The organism is Brevundimonas sp. UBA7664 (assembly GCF_002483305.1).
Taxonomy (GTDB): domain Bacteria; phylum Pseudomonadota; class Alphaproteobacteria; order Caulobacterales; family Caulobacteraceae; genus Brevundimonas.
Genome location: NZ_DLHQ01000051.1, coordinates 574 through 22686, shown reverse-complemented (window position 1 = coordinate 22686; position 22113 = coordinate 574). Strand labels below are relative to the sequence as shown.

General features: G+C 69.1%; 24 protein-coding genes. 15 read left to right on the top strand and 9 right to left on the bottom strand.

The features are described from left to right. The first annotated feature begins 275 nt into the window (after window positions 1–275). The 8 genes from fabD (at window position 276) to gmk (ending at window position 6921) form a co-directional block, all read left to right on the top strand. Complete coding sequence (gene fabD, locus B2742_RS12250) at window positions 276–1223, top strand: ACP S-malonyltransferase (protein WP_292066682.1); 948 nt, start codon at window positions 276–278, stop codon at window positions 1221–1223. A 335-nt stretch (window positions 1224–1558) separates the two neighbouring features. Continuing rightward, window positions 1559–2299 (top strand): 3-oxoacyl-[acyl-carrier-protein] reductase, encoded by a 741-nt coding sequence (fabG, locus tag B2742_RS12245; RefSeq protein WP_292066680.1) that lies wholly within the window; start codon window positions 1559–1561, stop codon window positions 2297–2299. Further along, window positions 2299–2499, top strand: a complete 201-nt coding sequence (locus B2742_RS12240; RefSeq protein WP_292066678.1) for a hypothetical protein — start codon at window positions 2299–2301, stop codon at window positions 2497–2499. Before fabG ends, B2742_RS12240 begins: the two co-directional genes overlap by 1 nt. Before the next feature lie 149 nt (window positions 2500–2648). After that, window positions 2649–2888, top strand: coding sequence for an acyl carrier protein (locus tag B2742_RS12235; RefSeq protein ID WP_055830235.1), 240 nt, complete (start codon window positions 2649–2651; stop codon window positions 2886–2888). 107 nt (window positions 2889–2995) lie between these two features. Beyond that, on the top strand, window positions 2996–4276 hold the full coding sequence (gene fabF, locus B2742_RS12230; protein WP_292066676.1) for a beta-ketoacyl-ACP synthase II: 1281 nt from the start codon (window positions 2996–2998) through the stop codon (window positions 4274–4276). Further along, window positions 4276–5412: an endolytic transglycosylase MltG gene (gene mltG / locus B2742_RS12225; RefSeq protein ID WP_292066674.1), complete on the top strand. Its 1137-nt coding sequence runs from the start codon at window positions 4276–4278 to the stop codon at window positions 5410–5412. The genes fabF and mltG overlap by 1 nt, the downstream gene beginning before the upstream one ends. Then, complete coding sequence (locus tag B2742_RS12220; RefSeq protein ID WP_292066673.1) at window positions 5409–6290, top strand: YicC/YloC family endoribonuclease; 882 nt, start codon at window positions 5409–5411, stop codon at window positions 6288–6290. Before mltG ends, B2742_RS12220 begins: the two co-directional genes overlap by 4 nt. Further along, on the top strand, window positions 6280–6921 hold the full coding sequence (gene gmk, locus B2742_RS12215) for a guanylate kinase (protein WP_292066671.1): 642 nt from the start codon (window positions 6280–6282) through the stop codon (window positions 6919–6921). Before B2742_RS12220 ends, gmk begins: the two co-directional genes overlap by 11 nt. A gap of 158 nt (window positions 6922–7079) precedes the next feature. On the opposite strand, the gene B2742_RS12210 is transcribed toward gmk, so the two are convergent. Together B2742_RS12210 and B2742_RS12205 are read right to left on the bottom strand one after the other, a co-directional pair. Next, window positions 7080–7307: a hypothetical protein gene (locus tag B2742_RS12210; protein WP_292066668.1), complete on the bottom strand. Its 228-nt coding sequence runs from the start codon at window positions 7305–7307 to the stop codon at window positions 7080–7082. A 207-nt stretch (window positions 7308–7514) separates the two neighbouring features. After that, complete coding sequence (locus B2742_RS12205) at window positions 7515–7913, bottom strand: host attachment family protein (RefSeq protein WP_292066667.1); 399 nt, start codon at window positions 7911–7913, stop codon at window positions 7515–7517. Between the two features lie 315 nt (window positions 7914–8228). Between B2742_RS12205 and B2742_RS12200 the strand changes: the two genes are divergently transcribed. Then, window positions 8229–8423, top strand: a complete 195-nt coding sequence (locus tag B2742_RS12200; RefSeq protein ID WP_292066664.1) for a hypothetical protein — start codon at window positions 8229–8231, stop codon at window positions 8421–8423. Here the strand turns inward: B2742_RS12200 and rsmA are convergent. The 6 genes from rsmA to B2742_RS12170 form a co-directional block, all read right to left on the bottom strand. Further along, window positions 8420–9244 (bottom strand): 16S rRNA (adenine(1518)-N(6)/adenine(1519)-N(6))-dimethyltransferase RsmA, encoded by an 825-nt coding sequence (rsmA, locus tag B2742_RS12195; protein ID WP_292066662.1) that lies wholly within the window; start codon window positions 9242–9244, stop codon window positions 8420–8422. The genes B2742_RS12200 and rsmA overlap by 4 nt on opposite strands. Window positions 9245–9318: 74 nt before the next feature. After that, on the bottom strand, window positions 9319–10377 hold the full coding sequence (gene pdxA / locus B2742_RS12190) for a 4-hydroxythreonine-4-phosphate dehydrogenase PdxA (protein WP_292066660.1): 1059 nt from the start codon (window positions 10375–10377) through the stop codon (window positions 9319–9321). Continuing rightward, complete coding sequence (locus B2742_RS12185) at window positions 10377–11720, bottom strand: peptidylprolyl isomerase (RefSeq protein ID WP_292066657.1); 1344 nt, start codon at window positions 11718–11720, stop codon at window positions 10377–10379. Before B2742_RS12185 ends, pdxA begins: the two co-directional genes overlap by 1 nt. 98 nt (window positions 11721–11818) lie before the next feature. After that, the gene (locus tag B2742_RS12180; RefSeq protein ID WP_292066653.1) at window positions 11819–14218 is read right to left on the bottom strand and encodes an LPS-assembly protein LptD; all 2400 of its coding nucleotides are present in this window, start codon (window positions 14216–14218) and stop codon (window positions 11819–11821) included. A 93-nt stretch (window positions 14219–14311) separates the two neighbouring features. After that, window positions 14312–15442, bottom strand: coding sequence for an LPS export ABC transporter permease LptG (gene lptG / locus B2742_RS12175; RefSeq protein ID WP_292066650.1), 1131 nt, complete (start codon window positions 15440–15442; stop codon window positions 14312–14314). Further along, window positions 15439–16572 (bottom strand): LptF/LptG family permease, encoded by a 1134-nt coding sequence (locus B2742_RS12170; protein WP_292066648.1) that lies wholly within the window; start codon window positions 16570–16572, stop codon window positions 15439–15441. The genes lptG and B2742_RS12170 overlap by 4 nt, the downstream gene beginning before the upstream one ends. Before the next feature lie 134 nt (window positions 16573–16706). Between B2742_RS12170 and B2742_RS12165 the strand changes: the two genes are divergently transcribed. The 6 genes from B2742_RS12165 (at window position 16707) to B2742_RS12140 (ending at window position 21328) form a co-directional block, all read left to right on the top strand. Beyond that, window positions 16707–18182, top strand: a complete 1476-nt coding sequence (locus B2742_RS12165; RefSeq protein WP_292066645.1) for a leucyl aminopeptidase — start codon at window positions 16707–16709, stop codon at window positions 18180–18182. 22 nt (window positions 18183–18204) lie between these two features. After that, window positions 18205–18666, top strand: coding sequence for a DNA polymerase III subunit chi (locus B2742_RS12160; protein ID WP_292066643.1), 462 nt, complete (start codon window positions 18205–18207; stop codon window positions 18664–18666). An 8-nt stretch (window positions 18667–18674) separates the two neighbouring features. Next, window positions 18675–18977 (top strand): hypothetical protein, encoded by a 303-nt coding sequence (locus B2742_RS12155; RefSeq protein WP_292066642.1) that lies wholly within the window; start codon window positions 18675–18677, stop codon window positions 18975–18977. Window positions 18978–19000: 23 nt separating this feature from the next. Continuing rightward, a complete protein-coding gene (locus tag B2742_RS12150) occupies window positions 19001–19297 on the top strand; it encodes a hemolysin (RefSeq protein WP_292066641.1) in 297 nt (98 codons plus the stop codon). Next, window positions 19294–19566, top strand: coding sequence for a peptidase inhibitor I78 (locus tag B2742_RS12145; RefSeq protein ID WP_292066637.1), 273 nt, complete (start codon window positions 19294–19296; stop codon window positions 19564–19566). Before B2742_RS12150 ends, B2742_RS12145 begins: the two co-directional genes overlap by 4 nt. A 64-nt stretch (window positions 19567–19630) precedes the next feature. Next, complete coding sequence (locus tag B2742_RS12140; RefSeq protein ID WP_292066634.1) at window positions 19631–21328, top strand: hypothetical protein; 1698 nt, start codon at window positions 19631–19633, stop codon at window positions 21326–21328. 8 nt (window positions 21329–21336) lie between these two features. On the opposite strand, the gene panC is transcribed toward B2742_RS12140, so the two are convergent. Further along, window positions 21337–22113 (bottom strand): pantoate--beta-alanine ligase (gene panC / locus B2742_RS12135; protein ID WP_292066631.1); only part of this gene is annotated, 777 nt, incomplete at its 5' end.

Sequence of the window (22113 nt, the reverse complement as noted above, 5' to 3'; positions counted from 1 at the left end):
AGCGGGTTCATCACAAAGACCACGAAGAAGGCACGAAGGACACGAAGAGTACGGTGCCTGAACCCGTCTTTCGCGGGCCCTTGCCCGCCAACCGATTCTCTTGCGCCTCCCTGACGGGAGACGCGGCCCGCCGGCCCCTTCGTGTCCTTTGTGATTCCCTTGTGCCCTTCGTGATGAACCGGCCCGGGTCCGTGCATGCGGGGAGGGTCCCGCTTGCCCCCATTGCCTGATCGTCCTACCCCTCCGGCTCGATTCAACGCCGCCGGAGCCCCTGTATGACCCTCGCCCTGTTGTTCCCCGGACAAGGCAGCCAGTCGGTCGGCATGGGCGCGGCCCTCGCCGACGCCTTCGCCTCCGCCCGCGAGGTCTATGCCGAGATCGACGACGCCCTCGGCCAGAAGCTGTCGGTGCTGATGCGCGAGGGCCCCGAGGACCAGCTGACCCTGACCGAGAACGCCCAGCCCGCCCTGATGGCCGTGTCGCTGGCCGCCGCCCGGGTGCTCAGGGTCGAGTTCGGCGTCGATGTCAGCCGCGCCGGCTTCGTCGCCGGCCATTCGCTCGGCGAATACTCCGCCCTGTGCGCCGCCGGTTCGATCACCCTCGCCGACACCGCCCGCCTGCTGAAGCTGCGCGGCCAGGCCATGCAGCGCGCCGTACCGGTCGGCAAAGGCGCCATGGCCTCCCTGATCGGCCCGAAGACGGACCTCGCCCTCGCCGAGGCCGCCGCCGCCGCCGGCTCCGAGGTCGGGGTCTGCGTCGTCGCCAATGACAACAACGCCGGCAATATCGTCATCTCGGGCGACAAGGCCGCCGTCGATCGCGCCATCGAAAAGGCCAAGGAACTGGGCGCCCGCGCCATCCCCCTGAACGTCTCGGCCCCCTTCCACTGCCCGCTGATGCAGCCCGCCGCCGATGAAATGGCCGAGGCTCTGTCCGGCGCGACCCTGGTCGCACCCTCGGTCGCCGTCGTCGCCAACGTCACCGCCCGCCCCGAGCGCGACCCCGAGGTCCTGCGCCGCCTGCTGGTCGAACAGGTCACCGGCCGCGTCCGCTGGCGCGAGAGCATGGAATGGATGGCCGGGGAGGGCGGCGTGACCCGCTTCGCCGAGATCGGCTCGGGCAAGGTCCTGACCGGCATGGCCAAACGCATCGCGCCGGAGGCGGAAAGCCTGTCGCTGAACACGCCGGAAGACCTTGAGGCGTTCGCGAAGTCGCTGGCCTGAGCCGATGAGGTGGCCGAGCGTCTATCTGTTCGCTTGGCTATATTCCACGGTCGGTTTGCTGTTGATCTTCCTCTTCGTGGCCGTTCCGATCCTGTCGATGGCCAACGCGTTGGAGGGTGACTGGCGCGTTCCGGCCCTCTTCGCAGCAGGCGCGGTCTGGTTGGGGTTCGGGTTCAGCTTCTCGAAATTCCCCACCTGTCCGCGCTGCGGTTACAGTCCATATGTCTGGGCGAGAGGCCGTCGCTTCTCCTCATTCCCGAGGTCGCATTGCAGCCGGTGTGACCTGAATCTCAAAAAGTTCGGGCTGTTTGACCCGAGAGCAAAGCGAGAACCCCATGTTTGATCTCACCGGCAAGACCGCCCTCGTCACCGGCGCCACGGGCGGCATCGGCGGCGCCGTGGCCCGCGCCCTGCACGCCCAGGGCGCGACCGTCGTCCTCTCCGGCACCCGCGAGGCGGTGCTGCAGGACCTCGCGAAGGACCTCGGCGAACGCTCCTTCGCCGCCGCCGCCAATCTGTCCGACGCCGAATCGGTCGACGGCCTGATCGCCCGCGCCGAGGAGGCCGCCGGTGCTCCGCTCGACATCCTCGTCGCCAACGCCGGCATCACCAAGGACGGCCTGCTGATGCGGATGAAGGACGAGGACTTCCAGGACGTCATCCGCATCAACCTCGAGAGCTATTTCCGCCTCTCCCGGGCCGCCATGAAGGGCATGATGAAGCGCCGTTCGGGCCGGATCATCGGCGTCACCTCGATCGTCGGCGTCACCGGCAACCCGGGCCAGACCAACTACGCCGCCTCCAAGGCCGGCATGATCGGCTTCTCCAAGTCGCTGGCCCAGGAGGTCGGCAGCCGCGGCATCACGGTCAACTGCATCGCCCCGGGCTTCATCACCTCGCCGATGACCGACGTGCTCAACGACCAGCAGCGCGAGACCATCCTCAAGACCATCCCGCTCGGCCGGCTGGGCACGGGCGACGAGATCGCCGCCGCCGCCGTCTATCTGTCGTCCGACGAAGCCGCCTATGTCACGGGGCAGACCCTGCACGTGAACGGCGGCATGGCGATGATCTGATGAAAATTCTCCGCATCCTCGCCACCATCCTCAGCGGCCCGATGCTGCTGATCGGCATCATCTGGGTCCTGCAGGGGCTGAACATCCTGCCGGGCAGCTTCATGACCGGCCAGATCATCTGGGCCATCTATGGCGCGCCCCTGGCGCTGGCGGGCGGCGGGCTGGTCTGGTGGGTGAACCGGGGCGTTCAAACCCGGTAACGGGCTATTTCCCGCCCGCGCCGCCGTGCTAAAGCCTCCGCAACCGGATGGCCTGAGTCTTCGTTCAAGGCTTGCGTCGCCGTCGCCGTCGTCATACGGCAGGATTTGAGATAACAGCCGCCCCGGCGGCCCCAAAAGCAGAGACCCCCATGTCCGACACCCTGGAACGCGTCCGCAAGATCGTCATCGACCACCTGGACGCCGATCCGGAGAAGGTCGTCGAAAAGGCCAGCTTCATCGACGACCTGGGCGCTGACTCGCTCGACAACGTCGAACTGGTCATGGCCTTCGAGGAAGAATTCGACATCGAAATCCCGGACGACGCCGCCGAACACATCCAGACGGTCGGCGACGCCGTGAAATTCATCGACGAGAAGCTGGCGGGCTGATCGCCGCCCCTTCGAAACGGCTTTGATGGCCGCCGTGGCGCGCCCCTAGCGGGGCCGTCCGGCGGCCATTACTGTTTGCGGTCAGGATTCTGTAGCGAGGAGCGCTCATGCGCCGCGTCGTCGTCACCGGCCTCGGTCTTCTCACCCCCCTCGGCTGGGGCGTCGAGCATAACTGGAAGGGCATCCTCGAGGGGCGGTCGGGTATCGGCCCGATCACCAATTTCGACACCGAGGGCTATGGCTGCACCATCGCGGGCGAGATTCCCTCGGTGGATGGCCGCGGCGGCGGCGCGCCCGGTCAGCCCGGCGTGTTCGACCACGAAAAGGTCATGTCGCCCAAGGACCGCAAGCGGGTCGACGACTTCATCGTCTACGCCATCGCCGCCGCCGACGAGGCCCTGGCCGATTCCGGCTGGAAGCCCGAGACCGAGGAACAGCGCGAACGCACCGGCGTCATGGTCGGCTCGGGCATCGGCGGCCTTGGCCCCATCGCCGACACCGCCATCATCCTCAAGGAGCAGGGCCCGCGCCGGGTCAGCCCCTTCTTCATCCCCTCGGCCCTGATCAATCTGACCAGCGGCCAGATCTCGATCCGCCACGGGCTCAAGGGCCCGAATCACTCGGTCGTCACCGCCTGCGCCACCGGGGCCCACGCCATCGGCGACGCGGCCCGGATGATCATGCTGGACGACGCCGACGTCATGGTCGCGGGCGGGGCGGAAAGCTCCATCGTTCCCATCGGCATCGCCGGCTTCCTGGCCTGCAAGGCCCTGTGCACCGCCTATAACGATGCGCCCGAAAAGGCCTCGCGGCCGTGGGACAAGGACCATTCGGGCTTCGTCATGGGCGAGGGGGCCGGCATCGTGGTGCTGGAAGAGTACGAGCACGCCAAGGCCCGCGGCGCGACCATCTATGCCGAGGTCATCGGCTACGGCATGAGCGGCGACGCGTATCACATCACCGCCCCGGCCGAGGACGGCAACGGCGGCTACCGGGCCATGCAGATGGCCATCAAGCGCGCCGGGATCGACGTCTCGGACATCGATTACGTCAACGCCCACGGCACCTCGACCATGGCCGACTGGATCGAGGCCGGCGCCATCGAGAAACTGATGGGCGATCACGCGCCGAACGTCGCCCTGTCCTCGACCAAGTCGATGACCGGCCACCTGCTCGGCGCCGCCGGGGCGATCGAGGCGATCTTCTGCATCCTCGCCATCCGCGACCAGGTCGCGCCGCCGACGATCAATCTCGACAACCCCGAGCGCGAGACGCCCCTCAACATGGTGCGCGGCAAGGGCCAGCCGATGGAGATCGACGTGGCCATGTCCAACAGCTTCGGCTTTGGCGGCACCAACGCCTCGGTCATCTTCCGGAAGGTCGGCTGATGTCGGTGGAGCGTCGTTCGGGCCGCAAGACGGCGTTTCTGGCGGCCACGGCCACCTTCAGCACCTTCCTGATCATCGCCCTCGTCGCGGCCTGGAGCGTCTTCTACGCCCCCGGCCCGTCCGCCCGTGAAGGCCAGTCGACCATCGTCAGCCTGCCCTCCGGGGCCGGCGTATCGGCCATCGCCGCCACCCTCAAATCGGCGGGCGTGATCCGCTCGACCGACATGTTCAAGGCCGCCGCCACCCTGACCGGCGCTGACCGCAAGCTGCGCGCGGGGGAATATGAGGTGCCGTCCGGGTCTTCGCTGCGCTCGGTCATTGTCCTGCTGGTCGAGGGGCGGGTGGTCCGCCACTACGTCACCCTGCCCGAGGGCTGGTCTTCGGCCCAGGCCGTCGCCATCCTGAACAACCAGACCCTACTGACCGGCACGGTCGAGACCACGCCCGAGGAGGCCAGCCTGTGGCCCGACACCTATGAGGTCAGCCGCGGCGAGAGCCGCGCCTCGGTTATCGCCCGCATGCGCCGCGCCCGCGACGAGAACCTCGCCCGCCTCTGGGCCGCGCGCAGTCCCAACACGGTCGTCCGCACGCCGGAAGAGGCCATGATCCTGGCCTCCATCGTCGAGAAGGAAACCGGCGTCGCCGCCGAACGCCCCCGCGTCGCCGCTGTCTTCACCAACCGTCTGCGCTCCGGCATGCGGCTGGAGAGCGACCCGACCATCGAATACGGCATCACCAAAGGCGTGCCGCTGCGCCGGGGGCTGAGACGGTCCGAACTCGACCGGCCCAATCCGTGGAACACCTATCAGATCGACGGCCTGCCCCCGACCGCCATCTCCAATCCGGGTCGCGACGCCGTCGCCGCCGTGCTCAATCCGCCGTCGACCGCGGACATCTTCTTCGTCGCCGACGGCTCGGGCGGCCACGCCTTCGCCCGGACCTATGACGAACACCTCGCCAACGTCGCCCGCTGGCGCGAGATCGAGCGCCGCCGGGCCGGCGTGCCGCCCGCCGCGCCGGAAGCTCCGGCCCTGACGCCGGTTCCGGAAGTCCCTCCGGCCAACCCGACGTCCGGCATGGCCGTGCCCCCCGGCGCGCGCGTGATCACCATTCCCGCCCCCGCCCCCGCCGGATGAGCGCCATCTCGGGCATGACCGGCTTCGGCCGGGCCGACGGCGCGCATGGCGACTGGTCCTGGTCGGTCGAGGCCCGCTCGGTCAACGGCCGCAATCTGGAGGTCCGCTTCCGCGGCCCGCCCGGCTTCGACACCCTCGAGCGCCACGCCAAGACCGCCGCCCAGGCCCGCCTCAGCCGCGGTCAGGTGACCCTCGGCGTCCAGGCCAAACGCGAGCTCGGCGTCGCCGCGCTGAAGGTCAATGCGGACGTCCTCGCCCACTATCTGACCCTCGCCAATCAGCTGGCGGAGGAGGGGGCCACCCCGCCCTCGGCCGACGGCCTGCTGTCCCTGCGCGGCGTGCTGGACGCCCCCGAGGAGGTCGACGACCCCGAGGCCCGCGCCGCCGTCGAGGCCGCCATGGCCGCCTCGATCGATCTGGCCCTCGACGCCCTGAAGCTCTCCCGCGACCGCGAGGGCGGCCAGCTGCTGCCCGTCGTCACCGACTTCATCGGCCGCATCAACGCCCTGACCGCCCAGGCCGAAACCGAAGCCGCCGCCCAGACCGACGCCATCCGCGAGCGCTTCACCCGCCGCATGACCGAACTGGCCCCCGATGCGCCGGGGCTTGAGGACCGCATCTTCCTCGAGGCCGCCTCCCTCGCCACCAAGGCCGACGTCCGCGAGGAGCTGGATCGCCTCGCCGCCCACGTCGCCTCGGCCCGCGAACTGTTGCGGCAACCCCCCGCCGGCCGGAAACTCGACTTCCTGATGCAGGAATTCATGAGGGAGGCGAACACCCTCTGCTCGAAATCGGCTACGACCGCGCTCACCGGAATCGGCCTCGAGCTCAAGGCCGTGATCGAACAGCTGCGCGAACAGGTCCAGAATGTCGAATGAACGCCACCCCCGCCGCGGCGTCCTGCTGATCGTGGCCAGCCCCTCGGGGGCCGGCAAGACCAGCCTGTGCCGCCGCCTGATGGCTGACCACGGCGGGCTGGAGCTGTCCATTTCCATGACCACCCGGGCCATCCGCCCCGGCGAGGTCGCCGACCGCGACTATCATTTCGTCGATGACGCCGAGTTCCAGCGCCTCGTCGACGCCGACGCCTTCCTCGAATGGGCCGACGTTCACGGGGCCCGCTACGGCAGCCCGCGCGCGCCGATCGACCGCGCCCTGTCCGAGGGCCGCGACGTCCTGTTCGACATCGACTGGCAGGGCGCCCGCGACATCGCCGCCAAATGCCCCGAGGACGCCGTCCGCGTCTTCATCCTGCCGCCCAGCCTCGAAGAACTCCGCCGCCGCCTCGTCACCCGTTCGCAGGACGCCGACGAGGTCATCGAGCGCCGCATCCAGAACGCCAAGGGCGAGATCGAGCACTGCGGCCAGTTCGACTACGTCTTCGTCAACGACGATTTCGACCGCAGCTACGCCGAACTGGCCCACATCTATCACGCCGAACGCTCGAAGCGGTTCCGCAACATCTGGGTCGAGAATTACAAGGACGCCCTGCTCAACGAGGCGGTCTAGCGGCGTTCTTCTCCGCTTGAGGGCGAAGGTGCGCCGGAGGGGCGGATGAGGGGTGAGCCTGCTCAGGAGCGACTGACCGCCGGTCTGCCGACGGCATCGCTGCTTCCGACCCCAAGGCGACATCGGCTACGAGGAGCATGACCCGGCGGTGGCGCGGCCTAGTCCTGCAGGTTTTCGCCGACCACAAACTCGTCCGAGAGGCGATCACGGGCTGCAGCGAGGATCGAGGGGTAGTCGGTGCGGAAAGGCTCGCGAAGCGTCGCTTTCAGTTTTTCATCCAGCTGTTTCAATACGACCAGCTCGGCGGGGCTCTGAAAGCACTGGGCAGACGGTGTTGGCTGCGGGGCGTCGTCAATCCAGCGGGACAGCAGTTCGAACAGGACCAAAGCCTGGTCCTTCTCGAGTTGGAGAGTCGTTTTTCCCGAACGCCCGCCTGATCCGAACATCACGACCTCGCTGTCACCGCAGGCAAGATAGCGAAGGCGGGTGTGCGAACAAGGCGTCCGCTCACCCACCCCAGCTGAAGGTCTCATTGTCTCACGCCGCTTGCGGCCCCGATGGTTTCCTTCTCCCTTGAGGGGAGAAGGCTCCCTTCACGCCTTCTCGATCGCGGCCGCGATCTGCTCCGTCGAATGCCCGGTCAGGTCCTTGGAGATCTCGCCGACCACCCGCGCCGCCGTCTCCTTGTGCCAGCCCTTGCGCAGCTGACCCATGGTCTTGGGCGCGGCGATGACCAGCAGGTGTTCGACCTTGTTGGTCAGCACCCATTTGTTCAGCACCTCGGTCACGCCCAAGGCGAAGCCGTCCTCGGCCTGGGTGTCGTTGTCGGGGTTGGCCTCGCTGGAGATGCGGCCGGCGGCGCCGGAGGCGCGGTCCGCGATCTCCGGTGTCGGCTTCGCGGTCAGGGCGATCGCCTGCTGACCCGTGTTCTCGAACAGCGCCAGCTTCTCGCCGTCGACGACGGCCACGAGCGTGCCTTTGGAAAGTTTCATCCGGAGTCTCCGACTGTGGGGGGACCTGACGAACGTTCCGGGCGCGTCGCGGTTGCCATGGGTCGACGAGACGAGACGGCCAGGTCCGACGTCAGGGTCGGCCCTGCGGCCCGCATCCGATGCGTGAACACCGTTGACAGAACAGCGATCCTGAGTGCATCTGCCCGACCGTTGGGGGAAGACGCAAGGTGTTGAAATTTATACGACGATTGCTCTGTACGCATACGTACAGTTGGTCGGAGCGTCGCCAGGGATACTACTGTCGCGATTGTGGCCGGTTCCAGCGCGAGCGCCCGGTCCGGGAGGAGGGCTGACATGCTGATTCGCACCGAACTGGGCCGTTCCGGCGACTGGATCCTGGTCAAGCAGCAGCTGGTCGGCGTCAGCGGACAGGTGTGCAGCACCACCTATGAACTCGCCGGTCCGCGTCCAAGTCACTACACCGCCCTGGCCGACGCCCGGGCCGCTTTCAAGCGCGCAACGACCCGGGTGATGGAGAACGCGGCCTAGCGGACGACCTCGAGCGCGCCCGCCAGCCTCAGAAATCCCGCCCCGTCGACCACCTCGGCCCGCGCGTCCGGCTCGATCCCCGCCGCCTCGCACAGCGCCGCCCCGCCCAGCGTCTTCAGGCTCGAGCGCAGCATCTTGCGCCTCTGGCCGAAGGCCGCCGCCGTCACCCGCTCCAGCCGCTTCAGCGTCCCGGCGTCGGGCCGGTCCGCGCGCGGGACCAGATGCACCACGGCGCTCGCCACCTTGGGCGGCGGCGTGAAGGCGGCGGCGGGCAGGTGCATGACCAGCCGCGCCTCGCACACCGCCTGGGCGATCACCGCCAGCCGGCCATAGGCGTCGTCCCCCGGCGCGGCGACGATCCGTTCGGCCACTTCCTTCTGGAACATCAGGGTCAGGGCGTGGGGAGTCCACGGGCCGGTCAGCCATTTGATCAGCAGCGGCGTGCCGACATTGTAGGGCAGGTTGGAGACCACATGCGCCGGTCCCTCGACCAACTCGGCCTCGCACACCTTGAGGGCGTCGGCCTCGACCACGACCAGCCGGCCGGACCCGTCGTCCAGTTCGGCCAGCAGCGGCAGGAAGCGCGGATCCTTCTCGACCAGCACCACCCGGCCGGCGTCGCTCTCCAGCAGCGCCCGCGTCAGCCCGCCGGGTCCCGGCCCGACCTCGATCACGGCCCGCCCTTCGAACGGTCCGGCCAGTCGCACGATCTTGCGGGTCACATTCAGGTCCAGCAGGAAATGCTGCCCGAAGCTCTTCTTCGCCAGCAGGCCGTGGGCGTCGAGCGTTTCGCGGAGGGAGGGGAGGTCGGTGGGGGTCACCGGTGTTTCATAGGGCAGAGGCGGGAGAAGTGGTTAGTGGTTAGTGGCCAGTGGCTCGTGATTGCGCTTGCCTGTCAGCGGAAGGGCGGCGCGGATGGCGCCACTGCACCGGCGCCCGCCAACCACTGGCCACTAGCCACCCTCTTCCCCGCCATCTCCCCCGCCAGTCGCACCGCCGCGATCAGACTGTCCGCCCGGGCCAGACCCTTGCCCGCGATGTCGAACCCCGTCCCGTGGTCCGGCGAGGTCCGCACCACCGGCAGGCCCAGGGTCGTGTTGACCCCGCCCCAGAAGTCCAGCGTCTTGACCGGGATCAGGGCCTGATCGTGATACAGGCACAGCACCGCGTCATAGGTCGCGCGGGCCTCGTCATGGAACAGGGTGTCGGCGGGGCGGGGGTCGCTGATGTCGATGCCCTCGGCGCGCAGGGCGGCGGCGGCGGGGATCAGGACCGCGATCTCCTCCAGCCCGATCGATCCGCTCTCGCCCGCGTGCGGGTTCAGCGCCGCCAGCGCCAGCCGTGGGGCGGCGAGGCCAAAGTCGCGCTTCATCGCCTCATGCACGACGCGAGCGGTGCGCTGGACCCGTTCGGCGGTGACCAGTTCCGGCACCTCGGCCAGCGGCGCGTGGATGGTCACCAGACAGGCGCGCAGGTCCTTCGCGGTCAGCATCATCACCGGCCCGCGCGTCCCGGCGAAGGGGACGTCGGCGGTCAGTTCAGCGATGAATTCCGTATGGCCGGGAAAGCGGAAGCCGGCGGCGTAGAGCGGGGCCTTGGCGATGGGGGCGGTGACGACGCCCGAGGCCTCGCCGGACAGGGCCAGGCCGACCGCCTCTTCGATCCAGTCGGCCACGGCCCCGGCGTTGGCCGGTTCGGGACGGCCGGACGTGACGGGCGCGGGCAGGGGATGATCCAGCACGGGAATGGCGCGCGCGAACACGGCGACAGCGTCGGCGGCGGACAGGACGGACTCGACCGGCTGGCCCTGGGCGCGCAGCAGGGCGGCGTCGCCGATGACGACGAAGGCCGGGCCGTCGGCCCTCAGCGCGACCCAGGCCCGGGCGATGATCTCCGGTCCCACGCCCGCCGGTTCGCCCATCGACAGGGCCAGCGGCGCGGGACCGGCGGTCATTACTTGTACTCGATAAGGGCGTCCTCGCGCAGGTCGCGCATATAGCGGCGGCCGAGGGTGGCGAGGTTCTGGCGGAACAGCTGGTTCTCGACGGTCTGGGCGTCGGGCGCCTCGGCCCCGCCGACGCGGCGTCCGCAGACGCCCAGCAGATGGACGCCCAGCGGGGTCCGGACCGGCGTGCTGACCGAACCGACCGCGGCCGAGCGCGCGACCTGCTGGAATTGCGGCGCCAGGTTCTGCACATCCGCCTCGCCGAGGTCGGCGCCGAGCAGACCCTGCTCAGACGTGGCCCGGGCCAGCATGGTGTCGCAGGTCAGCTGGGGACGCAGGGTCTCCAGCCGCTGCGTCGCCGCCGTCACCTCGGCCTCGGTGGCCGTCTCCGGCAGTTCGATCATCACCTGCTTGATCTGCACCAGGTTCGACGCGGCCCCGTCGCGCTTGTCGCGCATATAGACGATGTAGACCCCGCCCTCGACCGGGATCGGCCGCGACAGCTGGCCGACTTCCAGTTGATCGAGCGCCTGCTGCAGGGCCGGCTGCATGGTGCCTTCCACGACCCAGCCGGCGTCGCCGCCGCGCGTCGAGGAGGGCGCGGCCGAGAACTGCTGGGCCACCGCCTGGAAGGGGGCGCCCTGCACCATCTGCTGCACCAGCTGGTTGGCGCCGTTCAGCGCCGCCTGCTGACCGCCGACGCGGGCCGATTCGATGTAGATCTCGCCGATCAGATACTGCTTCTTGGCGGCGGCTTCGGACACCTGACGCAGGGCCGCCGCGACGGCGGCCTGGCTGACCCGGGCGCGGCTCTGGAAACGACCGCCCACCAGTTGCGACCACCCGAGCTGAACGCGGACCTGCTCGCGAAGCGTGGACGGGCGAATGCCGCCCTGGATCAGGAACTCGTTATAGGCCTGCGGCGAGGCGCCGACCTCCTGCGCCATGGCGGCGAGCTCCTGGTCGACGTCCTGCTCGCTGATGACCAGATCCTCGTAGTTGGCCAGCTCCTGCGCCTGCAGCCGCTCGTCGATCAGCGCATTCAGGGCCTGCTGCTGGATGGCGGGAATATTCTCGGGCGTCGGCTGGACCTGGGTCATGGCGATCAGCAGCAGCATGCGCTGGCGCAGGTCGAACCCGGTGACGACGCTGTCATTGACCGTGACCAGGATGCCGTCCGACATCTGGAAGGCCGGGGCGGCCGGCGGCGCGGCCGGCGGCGGCGCGGCTTCGGCGGCCGGATTCAGATTGCCGGCGGCCGCCGGCTGCGCCGGAGGCGCGGTCTGGGCCATGGCCGAACCGGCCAGGAGGGCGGCGATCGCCACGCCCGTCATATAACGCTGCAAACCCATGTCAGTCCTGGTTCCTCAAGCGGCGCTGGTCCGGTTCTGCCCCGGATTTGCGAGCCGCGCGCCCCCAGGCCGCGCGGCCGCCAGCGCCCGTCGCTGCGTCAATACCCTGTACCGCCGAAAGTGGCGAGGTTTAGGCGCACATAGATGCCCTCGGACGGTCCGGTCGGGCGCACACGGGTGTTGTCGCGTCGATAGCCGATCTCGAATCGGAAGCAGTCGTCGTCAAACAGCAGGCCCACTTCCGACCGTGTGATGATGTCCCGCTCCAGGTCGGCGATGCCGGAGGCGGTCACGCCCCAGTTGCCGTAGACGAACTGCTGTCCCGACAATTGCACGAACTCATAGTTGCGGTTGAGCGGGCCGGGCACGGGGTTGGATTGGTCGAGGATGTAGCTGACCGTCGCGAGATTGCGCCGTCCCCAGCGTCCGTCAACCGCCGCCTCGGCCCGCCGGATTTCGCCGGAGGCGTCGATCGTCGCGTGGCCCCAGCCGCGGATGCGGTCGGACGGCGAGAAGCTGCCCTGCACAACCCAGTCCGAGGATTGGGCGGCCAGGCCGAACGGGTCATAGAGCTGCGTCGGCGCGTCCGGAACGGGCGTCAGGAAGGCGGGCTCCTCGTCCGCGCGATAGCTGCGGCCGATGAACAGGCTGGCCTGGCGTCCCTGGTCCCAGCGGAGGGTGGCGCGGGCGCCGAGGGTCAGGCGCGCGCCGCCTTCGTAGAGGTCATGGCCCGGGAAGCGATCGGTCCGGAACAGCGAGCTTTCGTCCAGCTCCAGCGTCTGGCTGTCCTCGACGGGGATGCGCGGATCGAGGTCGGAGGTGGTCGAGGCCGATAGCTGGGCGGTCGGCTCGAGGATCAGATCGGCGCCGGGCGCGACCTGGCGGAACAGGGGATAGCTGATGTCGAGGCCCGCCGTGGCGCGGCCGCGGGAAATCGCTTCCTCTTCCAGCCCCAGCATGGGCGGAAGGTCATCGACCGAATAGAGGTCGGCGCGCACATCGATGAACGGTTCCCACCGGACGCCGCTGGCCGAGATCAGCGTGCGGCGCCATTCCGCCTGGCCGGAGACGCGCCGGCTGTCGATCCCCGGCAGGCCGAGCGTCGGGCCGGCCGGTATGATCTCGGGACGCAGCACCGGCCCGCCGACATAGTCGTCGCGAGCGAGAGAGACCGCCGACCCGCGCAGCCGAAGTCGGCCCCCGAACACGGGACCGTCCGGCTCCCAGCGCGCCTCGATCAGGGGGGCCGCAAGCGGCAACTGCCCCTCGTTCTCGAAAACCTTGAATCCCTGCGGGTCGCGGAAATCGGTGTCGGCGAAGGCCGGATCGAGTCTCAGGCTCTGGATGCTGAACGCCGCCACGGAGATGTAGGAGCGGGCGGTCTGACGCTCGACGTAGATCTGGCTGATCAGTCGGCGCTGGTCGCCGTAATAGAGTCCGTTGTCCTGATAGGGATCACGGACGTCGTACCGGTCAAACAGGGTCTTGTCCGAGACCTGTTCGACCGTGAAGCCCCAGCGCCACGGGCCTTGCGGGTCGAACCGGCCGTGACTGAGGATGTAGCTCCGGCTGGTCCGGTCGCCGAATTTGACGTTGGATTCGCGGTCGCCGTCGCCGTCGAGATCAAAGTCCCCGAAATTGCGCTCATAGGTGTAGCCGCCCCGGGCGACGACGGTCCCGTCCGCGAAGCGCCGGCGCCATTGCAGGTTCAGCAACGGGGCGACGTCCGTGTTCAGCTGGGGGCTGATCAGCCAGTCTTCGGACGGCGAGACGACCCGCAGATAGGGGACCTCAAGGCTCAGCCCGCGCCCTTCGTCATAGCTGGGGATCGGCACGAGGAAGCCGGAGGCTCGTTCGACGGTCGGATCCGGATGGGCGAAGAAGGGCAGGTAGAAGACCGGGACCCCGCCGACGCGGAACACGGCGTTGCGATACAGAATCGCGCGCAACTCCTCGTTCTGGACCACCTTTTCCGCCTGGATGGAGACGCTCGGTTGTCTGGCGTTCCCCTCGTCGTCGCAGATCGGACAGGGGGTGAAGATGGCGTAGTTCAGCTCGTTGACGTTGACGCTCCGCCGCACGGCGGTGGCCGCCATCAGGTTGGCGCCGTTGCGGAACCGGGTCGCGAAATCCACCGCCACGCCGGCCCTGAGATCGGAGTCGAGCTCCAGATGGCTGGCGAAGACGACATTGCCCTCGGGATCGGTGAACTCGACCTGCCGGTCGGCCGTGGCGATCCCCTGGCGCAGGTCGTAGCTGATCGCGCCGGCCCTGAGCGTCGCGTTGCGGAACCGGGCCAGGACCCGGTCGGAGCCGGCGCCCTCGGCGGTGATGACGTCGCCATCCCGCCCTGCGGCATCGGCCTCGATATAGACCGATCCCGGGGTCAGCCCGTCGGCGCCCGGTGTGGACGGGACGGGCGCGTCCTGCGCCCGGGCGGCTCCGGCCAGCGCCAACAGCGCGATGACAGCCGCACCGGCCAGAAGCCGGTGGCGCAAGACTCCCGAATCGGGCGCGCGGCGGTCACGCTGCATGCAAAAGGTCACTCTGGATGGCGTACGGGTCGGCAGGGGCGGGGCAGGCCGGATCGCTTAGCCGTCTTCGGTATAGAACAGCAAGGTGAAGGCGGCGAGCGCCGTCAGCAAGGGCGGCAGCCAGGCCGCAAGCCAGGGCGGGATCACCTCGGCCGAGCCGAAGGCCGACGCCGCCTGGTTCACGAAGAAGAAGCCGAACCCGAGCACGACCGCGGCCACGCTCATCCGGGCCAGGTCTCCCAGCCGCATCAGCCTCAGAGAGAAGGCGGCGGCCAGGATCGACATGGCGGCGAACATCAGGGGCGTCGCCAGCAGTTGCTGCAGACGCAGGCGATAGGCGGTCGATGAAAACCCGGCGTCCTCGACCCGCGCGATCTGGGCCGGCAACGACCAGAAGGAGGTCGCCTGCGGCCGCGCGAACCGCTCGAACGCCTCATCGTCGGCCAGGCTGGAGGGCAGGTCGAGGGTGGCGTAGCGCACCGCGCGCTGGCCGATCTCGGCCCCGACCGCATTGACCAGCCGCCAGCTTCCGTTCGACAGCGAGGCCGAGTCGGCGTCGATCCGCTCCGAGAAGGTGCGCATGCCCTCGGAGTCATTGGTGTAGATGAAGAAGGTGACGTCGAGCAGCCGGGCGCGCGACCGGTCCTGCCGCTCGGCGCGGACCACCATCTGGCGCGTATCATCGCCTTCGCGGATCCAGACCGTCGGGCTGGCCTCGGCGCCGGCCGCCGACCCGGACAGACGGGTCCGCTCGCGCTGGTAAAGACCGTCCGCCGACGCCGCCAGCGGTCCCAAGGCGGCGACGGTGATGACGCCCAGCATCAGGGCGGCCCCGGCCGCCGGCAGGACGAACCGCCAGGCCGAGACGCCCGCGGCCCGCATCGCGATCAGCTCGCTGCGACGATTGAGGCCGACGAACGCCGCCAGCGTCCCGAACAGGAAGACGAACGGCAGCAACTGGATGATCACCTGCGGCGACTTCAGCAGCATCAGGCCGAAAATGCGGACCCCGGACAGGTCGGTGTTCGAGGCGACGCGCTGGGAGATCTCGACAAAGTCGATCAGCATGATCAGGGCGGCGATGACGCCCAGGGCGACGCCCAGCGACCGCGCCTGCTGGACCAGCACATAGCGTTCAATCCGGCCGAGCCGCAGCCAGGGCACAGGCAGGGAGGTGCGGCTGCTCATGCGACCCGCGCCTTCAGCCGCTCGAGAAACCGCGAGCTCCGGCGTCGGCGCGGCTTCAGGGCCCGGAACAGAAGCCTCAGCGCGACCGCCGTCGCCACGATCGGCAGCAGATACTGGAACACGTTCAACCAGCCGTTCCAGGCGCTGGCCGAGACCACGCCGTAGCCCGCGATGCGGACGACCAGGAAGATGCCCGCGGCCTTGGCGATGCGCAGGCCGTAGCCGGTCCGGCTGAACTGCCCGCCCATGATCGCCGTCAGAGCCATGGCCATGGCCATCAGGGCGTAAAGCGGCGCCGACAGCCGCGAATGGCCCTCGGCCGCCAGTTCGCCCGCCGAACCGACCCGCTCCAGATCTGCCGGCGACGGGTTGAACAGCTGGGTCAGATAGAGGTCCGACGGCTTGTAGCGGACGCGCTCGGTCACTTCCGAATACTGGGCCAGGGGCACGTCCTGGCGGCCGAAGGACAGATACTCCAGCACCCCGCGCGACGAGTAGCGCTGCCATGACCCGTTCAGCAGGGTCAGATAGGGCTGGCCGTCAATGCGGCTGAACCGGGCTTCGGCGGCGTCCCAGGTGGTGACCTTGTCGCCTTCCTCGAGATAGACGAACAGATTCTTCAGCAGGCCGTTCTGTTCGATCTGCTGGACATAGACGGTCAGACCGTTCGGGCCCTCGACGAACCGGCCTTCCTGGACCAGCAGGGTCGCCAGGTCGGAGCGGACGGCGAAGGCCTCGGCCCGGGATTGCCGTTGCGCCCAGGGCTGGCCCACGGCGGTGACCATCAGGGTCAGCAACGCCGCGATGACCGCCAGCTGGACCGAGGGGCGAATCGCCGACCAGCGGGTGACGCCCGAGGCGAACACCGCGGTCAGCTCCTGCTCCCGCTGCAGCCGGGTCAGGGCGATCAGGGCGCCGACGAACAGGCCGATCGGAATGATCACGGCCAGCAATTGCGGCACCGCGAGCAGGGTCAGCTTGACCATCACCCAGACGCTCTGACCGCGTTCGACGATGACTTCCAGCTGGTCGAGGCTCTGGCTCAGAATGCCGATTCCGGCCAGCGCGGCGCACGCGCCCACGACGGGACGGGCGATCTGCCGGAAAAGATAGCCTTGAATCAGGGTCATATACGGCAGGAAATCGCCCGTTGCAGGCGGCGGCGAGGGAGAGCATCTAATACACACCCGAATGCGCCGGTGAAACCGCGCGCACTCATCCCATCGACACACAGCCGGGGCGTATCGCCCGGCGGGAGTAGTAAATGAAGATCGAATTCGTCGCGTCCGCGAGTCCCGCCGAAATTCTCGCCGTCCTGGTCCATGAGGGCCGGGTCCTCTCCGGCGCCGGTCCCCGCCTCGACACCGCGACCTCCGGCGCCCTGACCCGGGCGATGACCGCCAGCCGCTTCACCGGCGCCTCGAACAGCACCCTGATCGTCGCCGCCCCCGCCGGCGTCGACGCGACGAGCATTCTGCTCAGCGGTGCGGGCGAGGCCGGCAAGTTCGACGACCTGGCGCTCGAGTCCGCCGCCGGCGCCGCCTATCACGCCGTCAAGCTGTCGGGCGCGACTGTCCTGACCATCGATGCCTCCCACCTGACCGCCGACCAGGCCGCCCGCGCCGCCTTCGCCGCCCGCCTGGCCGCCTATCGGTTCCTGAAATACCGCACCACGCTGAAGCCCGAGAAAACGCCGTCGATCGAGACCATCAAGATCGTCGCGGCGGATCCCAAGGCCGCCGGGGCTGCCTACGCCGACCTGTCCGCCGTCGCCGACGCGGTCGAGTTCTCGCGCGATCTGGTCAGCGAGCCGGCCAACGTCCTGTATCCGGTCGAGTTCGCCAAACGCGTCAAGGCGCTGGAGAAACTCGGACTCGAGGTCGAGATTCTCGGCGAGAAGGAGCTTGAAAAGCTCGGCTTCCGCACCCTCCTGGCGGTCGGCATGGGCAGCGTGCGCGAGAGCCAGGTCGCCATCATGAAGTGGAACGGCGGCAAGAAGGGCGACCAGCCCATCGCCTTCGTCGGCAAGGGCGTCTGTTTCGACACCGGCGGCATCTCGATCAAGCCGTCCGACGGCATGGAAGAGATGAAATGGGACATGGGCGGCGCTGCCGCCGTGGCCGGCCTGATGCACGCGCTGGCGGGCCGGAAGGCGAAGGTCAATGCGGTCGGCGTCCTCGGCCTGGTCGAGAACATGCCCGACGGCGCGGCCCAGCGCCCCGGCGACGTGGTCATGTCCCTGTCGGGCCAGTCGGTCGAGATCCTGAACACCGACGCCGAGGGCCGCCTCGTTCTGGCGGATTGCCTCTGGTACACCCAAGAGCGGTTCAAGCCGAAATTCATGCTCGACCTGGCCACCCTGACGGGCGCCATGATCGTGGCGCTGGGGCTCGAATACGCCGGGGTGTTCTCCAACTCCGACGCGCTGGCCAACAATTTCCTCGCCGCCGGTCCCAAGGTCGGTGAGAACGCGTGGCGGATGCCGATCCCGGCCTTCTACGAGCGCCACATCGACACCCCGATCGCCGATGTGAAGAACACCGGCAACGGCCGCGCCGGCGGCTCCATCACCGCCGCCCTGTTCCTGCAGCGCTTCACCAACGGCGTGCCCTGGGCCCACATCGACATCGCCCCGACCGCCTGGGTCAAGGACAGCCGCAATCCGACCGTCCCGGACGGCGCCGTCGGCTGGGGCGTGCGCACGCTCGACCGGATGGTGGCCGACAGCTACGAGTCGTAGGTCTCTGAAAAGGTAGAACCGGGTGTCTGACGCCAAGCCGGAAATCTGGTTCTACCACCTCGAGCGGTCGACCCTGGAACAGGTCATGCCCGGCCTGCTGGAGAAGACGCGTGAGCGGGGCTGGAGGGCGCTGGTGCGCGCTGCCGACGCCCGGTTGCTCGACGACATCGACGATCGGCTGTGGACGTACCGCGACGACAGCTTCCTCGCCCACGGCCGGGCGTCCGGGCCCGAAGCGGCGCGGCAGCCCATACTGCTGACCGAATCGCTTGAGAACCCGAACGCCGCTCAGGCGCTGTTCATCGTGGACGGCTCAGAGCTGGGCGATACGAAAGGCTTCGATCGATGCTTCATCATCTTCGACGGACGGGACGAGACGGCGCTGTCGGGCGCGCGGGTCCGGTGGAAGACGCTGAAGGATCAGGGCGCCAATCTGGCCTACTGGAAGCAGTCTCCGGAGGGGCGCTGGGAAAAGGCGGCCTGATCGCGCTCATGGCCCTGGCGGCCTGTTCGACGCCGGCCTCGGACGCCTCCGCCCCGCGCGCCATCGAAGAAGCCCAGATCAATCTGCCGACGGGAACGCGTCCGACGAATCCCACCGCCGACCTGTGCCGCGCCGGCGAACTGCAATGGCTGGTCGGGAAACCGAAGACCGACATCCCCGTTCCCGTCGATATCGTGAACCGGCGCGTCACCTGCACCAGCTGCCCGATCACCGAGGACTATTCGCCCTACCGCCTGAACATCTTCTTCAACGAACAGACCGAAGTCATCGAACAGGTCCGCTGCGGTTGAAGCCATCACGGGAGACGACGCCGATGAAGATCCTGACCCTAAGCCTCGCCGCGGCCGGCTTGCTTGCAGCCGCCTGTGCGCCCGTCGACGACGGCGGCGCCGTCCCCATGCCGCCGGAAGACAGACCGAGCCAGTGCAGGGCCGACCAGTATCAGCGCTTCGTCGGCCGCAACCGCTCGGAGTTGCCGCCGCGTCCGGCCGACGAGGTCTGGCGCGTGACCTGCACGACCTGCCCGGTGACCATGGATTACAACTCAGGCCGGCTGAACATCCTGTTCGACCAGTCCACGGGCGTCATCCGCGAGGTTAAATGCGGATGAGAGCGCTCACCATCGCCGCCATGCTTGCCCTCGGGGCGTGCGCCCCGACCGCGCCGTCGCCGGTCGAGACGCCGATCCCGCAGCAATGCGGGATCGAGGGCGCCCGGTCCCTGGTCGGCTCCCATGTCGGGGCGGTGTCCTTCCCGCAGGACGCCAATGTCCGCATCGCCTGCACCACCTGTCCCGTCACCAAGGATCTGCGGCCCGACCGGCTGAATATCCGGTTCGACGAAGCCACAGGGATCATCGAGAGCGTGGCCTGCGGCTGATCCGGCCCTTGGCGACCGCCGCTTTTCGCGACAAGCTGGCGCCGAGGGCAGGGAGAGCTGGACAATGCGCACAATTCTGTTGGCGGGCGTCGCCCTCGGCGTCTCGCTGTTTGGTCCCGCCGCCGTCGCAGACGCGACTGCCGAGCGCGCCGCGCTCGACCGGATCGAACGGCCCCAGGTCTGCGGCCCGGCCGTCTCGGCCAATGCAGGCACTCCCGTCGCCAACATGGTCATGGTCGAGGGGTTCGGAACCGGCGGCTTCCCCATCGATACCGCCAACCCCGAGGCCCAGGCCTGGTTCGACCACGGCGTCCGGCTGCGTTGGGCCTTCGAGCACAAGGAATCGGTGCGCGCCTTCCGCAAGGCGCGCCTGCTCGATCCGTCGTGCGGCATGTGCGCCTGGGGCGAGGCCTGGGCCCTCGGCCCCAATCTCAACGGTGGCGGCAATGACGACGAGAGCCAGGCCGCCGCGCTGAAGGCCGCGCGCGAGGCCCGGCGGCTGGCCCGCCGCGCCGTCCCCATGCAGCGCCAGATGATCGACGCCCTGGTCCAGCGTTATTCGGGGGCCAAGGGATCGCGTGACCGCCGCTTCGCCCAGGCCATGGACCGGATCGCGCGTCGAAATCCATCGGACATCGCCGTCGCGGCCATCACCGCCGACGCCTGGATGCTGAAGGCCGATGACTGGTGGGATGACGACGGCAAGGCGATGGACCCCGGCATCACCCGCGCCATGGCCGTGCTGGAGCAGACCCTGGCCGCTGCACCCGACGACCCGGGCGCGATTCATCTCTACATCCACCTGACCGAGTGGTCGGACGATCCGCACAAGGCCATTCCCTATGGCGAACGGCTGGCGGCGCTGGCCCCCGGGGCGAGCCATCTGGTGCATATGCCGTCGCACACTTTTTACCGGGTCGGCCGCTACCGGGACGCCATGATGTCCAACGTCAACGCCGTGGCGCTGGACCGGCGCTATGACAGCCTGGCCCGGCCGCCGGGCGGCGTGCCCGGCATGCCGCTGCACGGCCACAACATCCATTTCGGCATGGGCGGCGCCCTGATGGCGGGCGGGGCCGAGGAGGGCCTGAAGCTCGCCGACTGGTTCCTGGCGACCTTCCCGGACATCCCGGAGGACAATGTCTGGCGTCAGATCACCGCCAACAACGCCTATGCCAACTACGGGCGGTTCGGATCGCCCGCGCAGGTCGCGGCCCTGGCCGAGCCCGCCGCCACCCATCCGCTGCTGCGGATCAGCTGGCGCTACGCCCGGGGCGAGGCCGCGGCCCGGGCCGGCGACGCGGCGGCGGTGCGGGCCGAGGCCGAGGCTATCAAGACCCTCCGCGCCGAACCCGCCTTCGCCTCGGGCCCGAGCGCCGAGATGCGCCGGGACTTCACCGAACTGTCCCAACGCGTTCTCGAAGGCCGCGCGGCGATGATCGAGGGCAACCATGCCGCCGCCGTCGCCGCCTTCACCCGCGCCGCGGAAATCCAGGGCCAGGGGGAGGAGGGCGGCGATCCGCCCGTCATCTGGTACCCGACCCGCCGCAGCCTCGCCGCCGCCCTGCTGCTCAGTGGCGACGCCGCCGGGGCGAAAGCCAAGGTGCTGGAGCTGATCGAGGATTGGCCGGCGGACCCCTACAGCTATTTCGTCCTGGCCGAGGCGGAAGCGGCCCTGGGCGACGCGGACGCCGCCGCCGAAGCCCGCCGCCTGTCGCGCATCGAATGGGTCGGCGGGGCCATGGATCTCAAGCTGGCCTGACCGCGCGGTCAGGACCGCGAGGCCACCGCCATATTGTCGATCAGGCGGGTTCGCCCCAGCCAGGCGGCCGCGAGGATGCGGCCCGGCGCGTCGACCAGGGCGCTGTCGAACGGCGCGAGGTCCTCGCCCCGGCGCACCGCGACATAGTCGATCCGGTCGAAGCCCGCGGCCAGCAGGGCGTCGCAGGCTTCGCGCTCAACCGTCTCGACCGGCCGGCCTGAGGTCGCCGCCGCCCCGGCCTCGGCCAGCACGCCATTCAGCCGCCGGGCGATCTCCAGCTCAGCCTCCGACAGGTAGGCGTTGCGCGACGACAGGGCCAGGCCATGACCGTCCCGCGTCGTCGGCGATCCGACGATCTCCGTAGGGATGTCGAGGTCGCGGACCAGCCGCCGCACGACCATCAACTGCTGCCAGTCCTTCTCCCCGAACACGGCCAAATCCGCCTGGACCTGGTTCAACAGTTTGGCGACCACCAGGGCCACGCCGCCGAACATCTGCGGCCGGAAATCGCCCTCCAGCCCCTCGGCCGGTCCCCCGACGCTGATCGTGGTCGTCGCGCCCGCCGGATACATCTCCTCGACCGGGGGCGCGAACAGCAGGTGGCAGCCGGCCTCCGCCAGCAGTTCGGCGTCCCTGGCTTCCTGCCGGGGATAGGTCCCCAGGTCCTCGTGGGCGGCGAACTGGGTCGGATTGACGAAGACGCTGGCCACGACCCGGTCCGTCCGCCGGCCGGCTTCCCGGACCAGCGTCAGATGGCCTTCGTGCAGCGCGCCCATCGTCGGCAC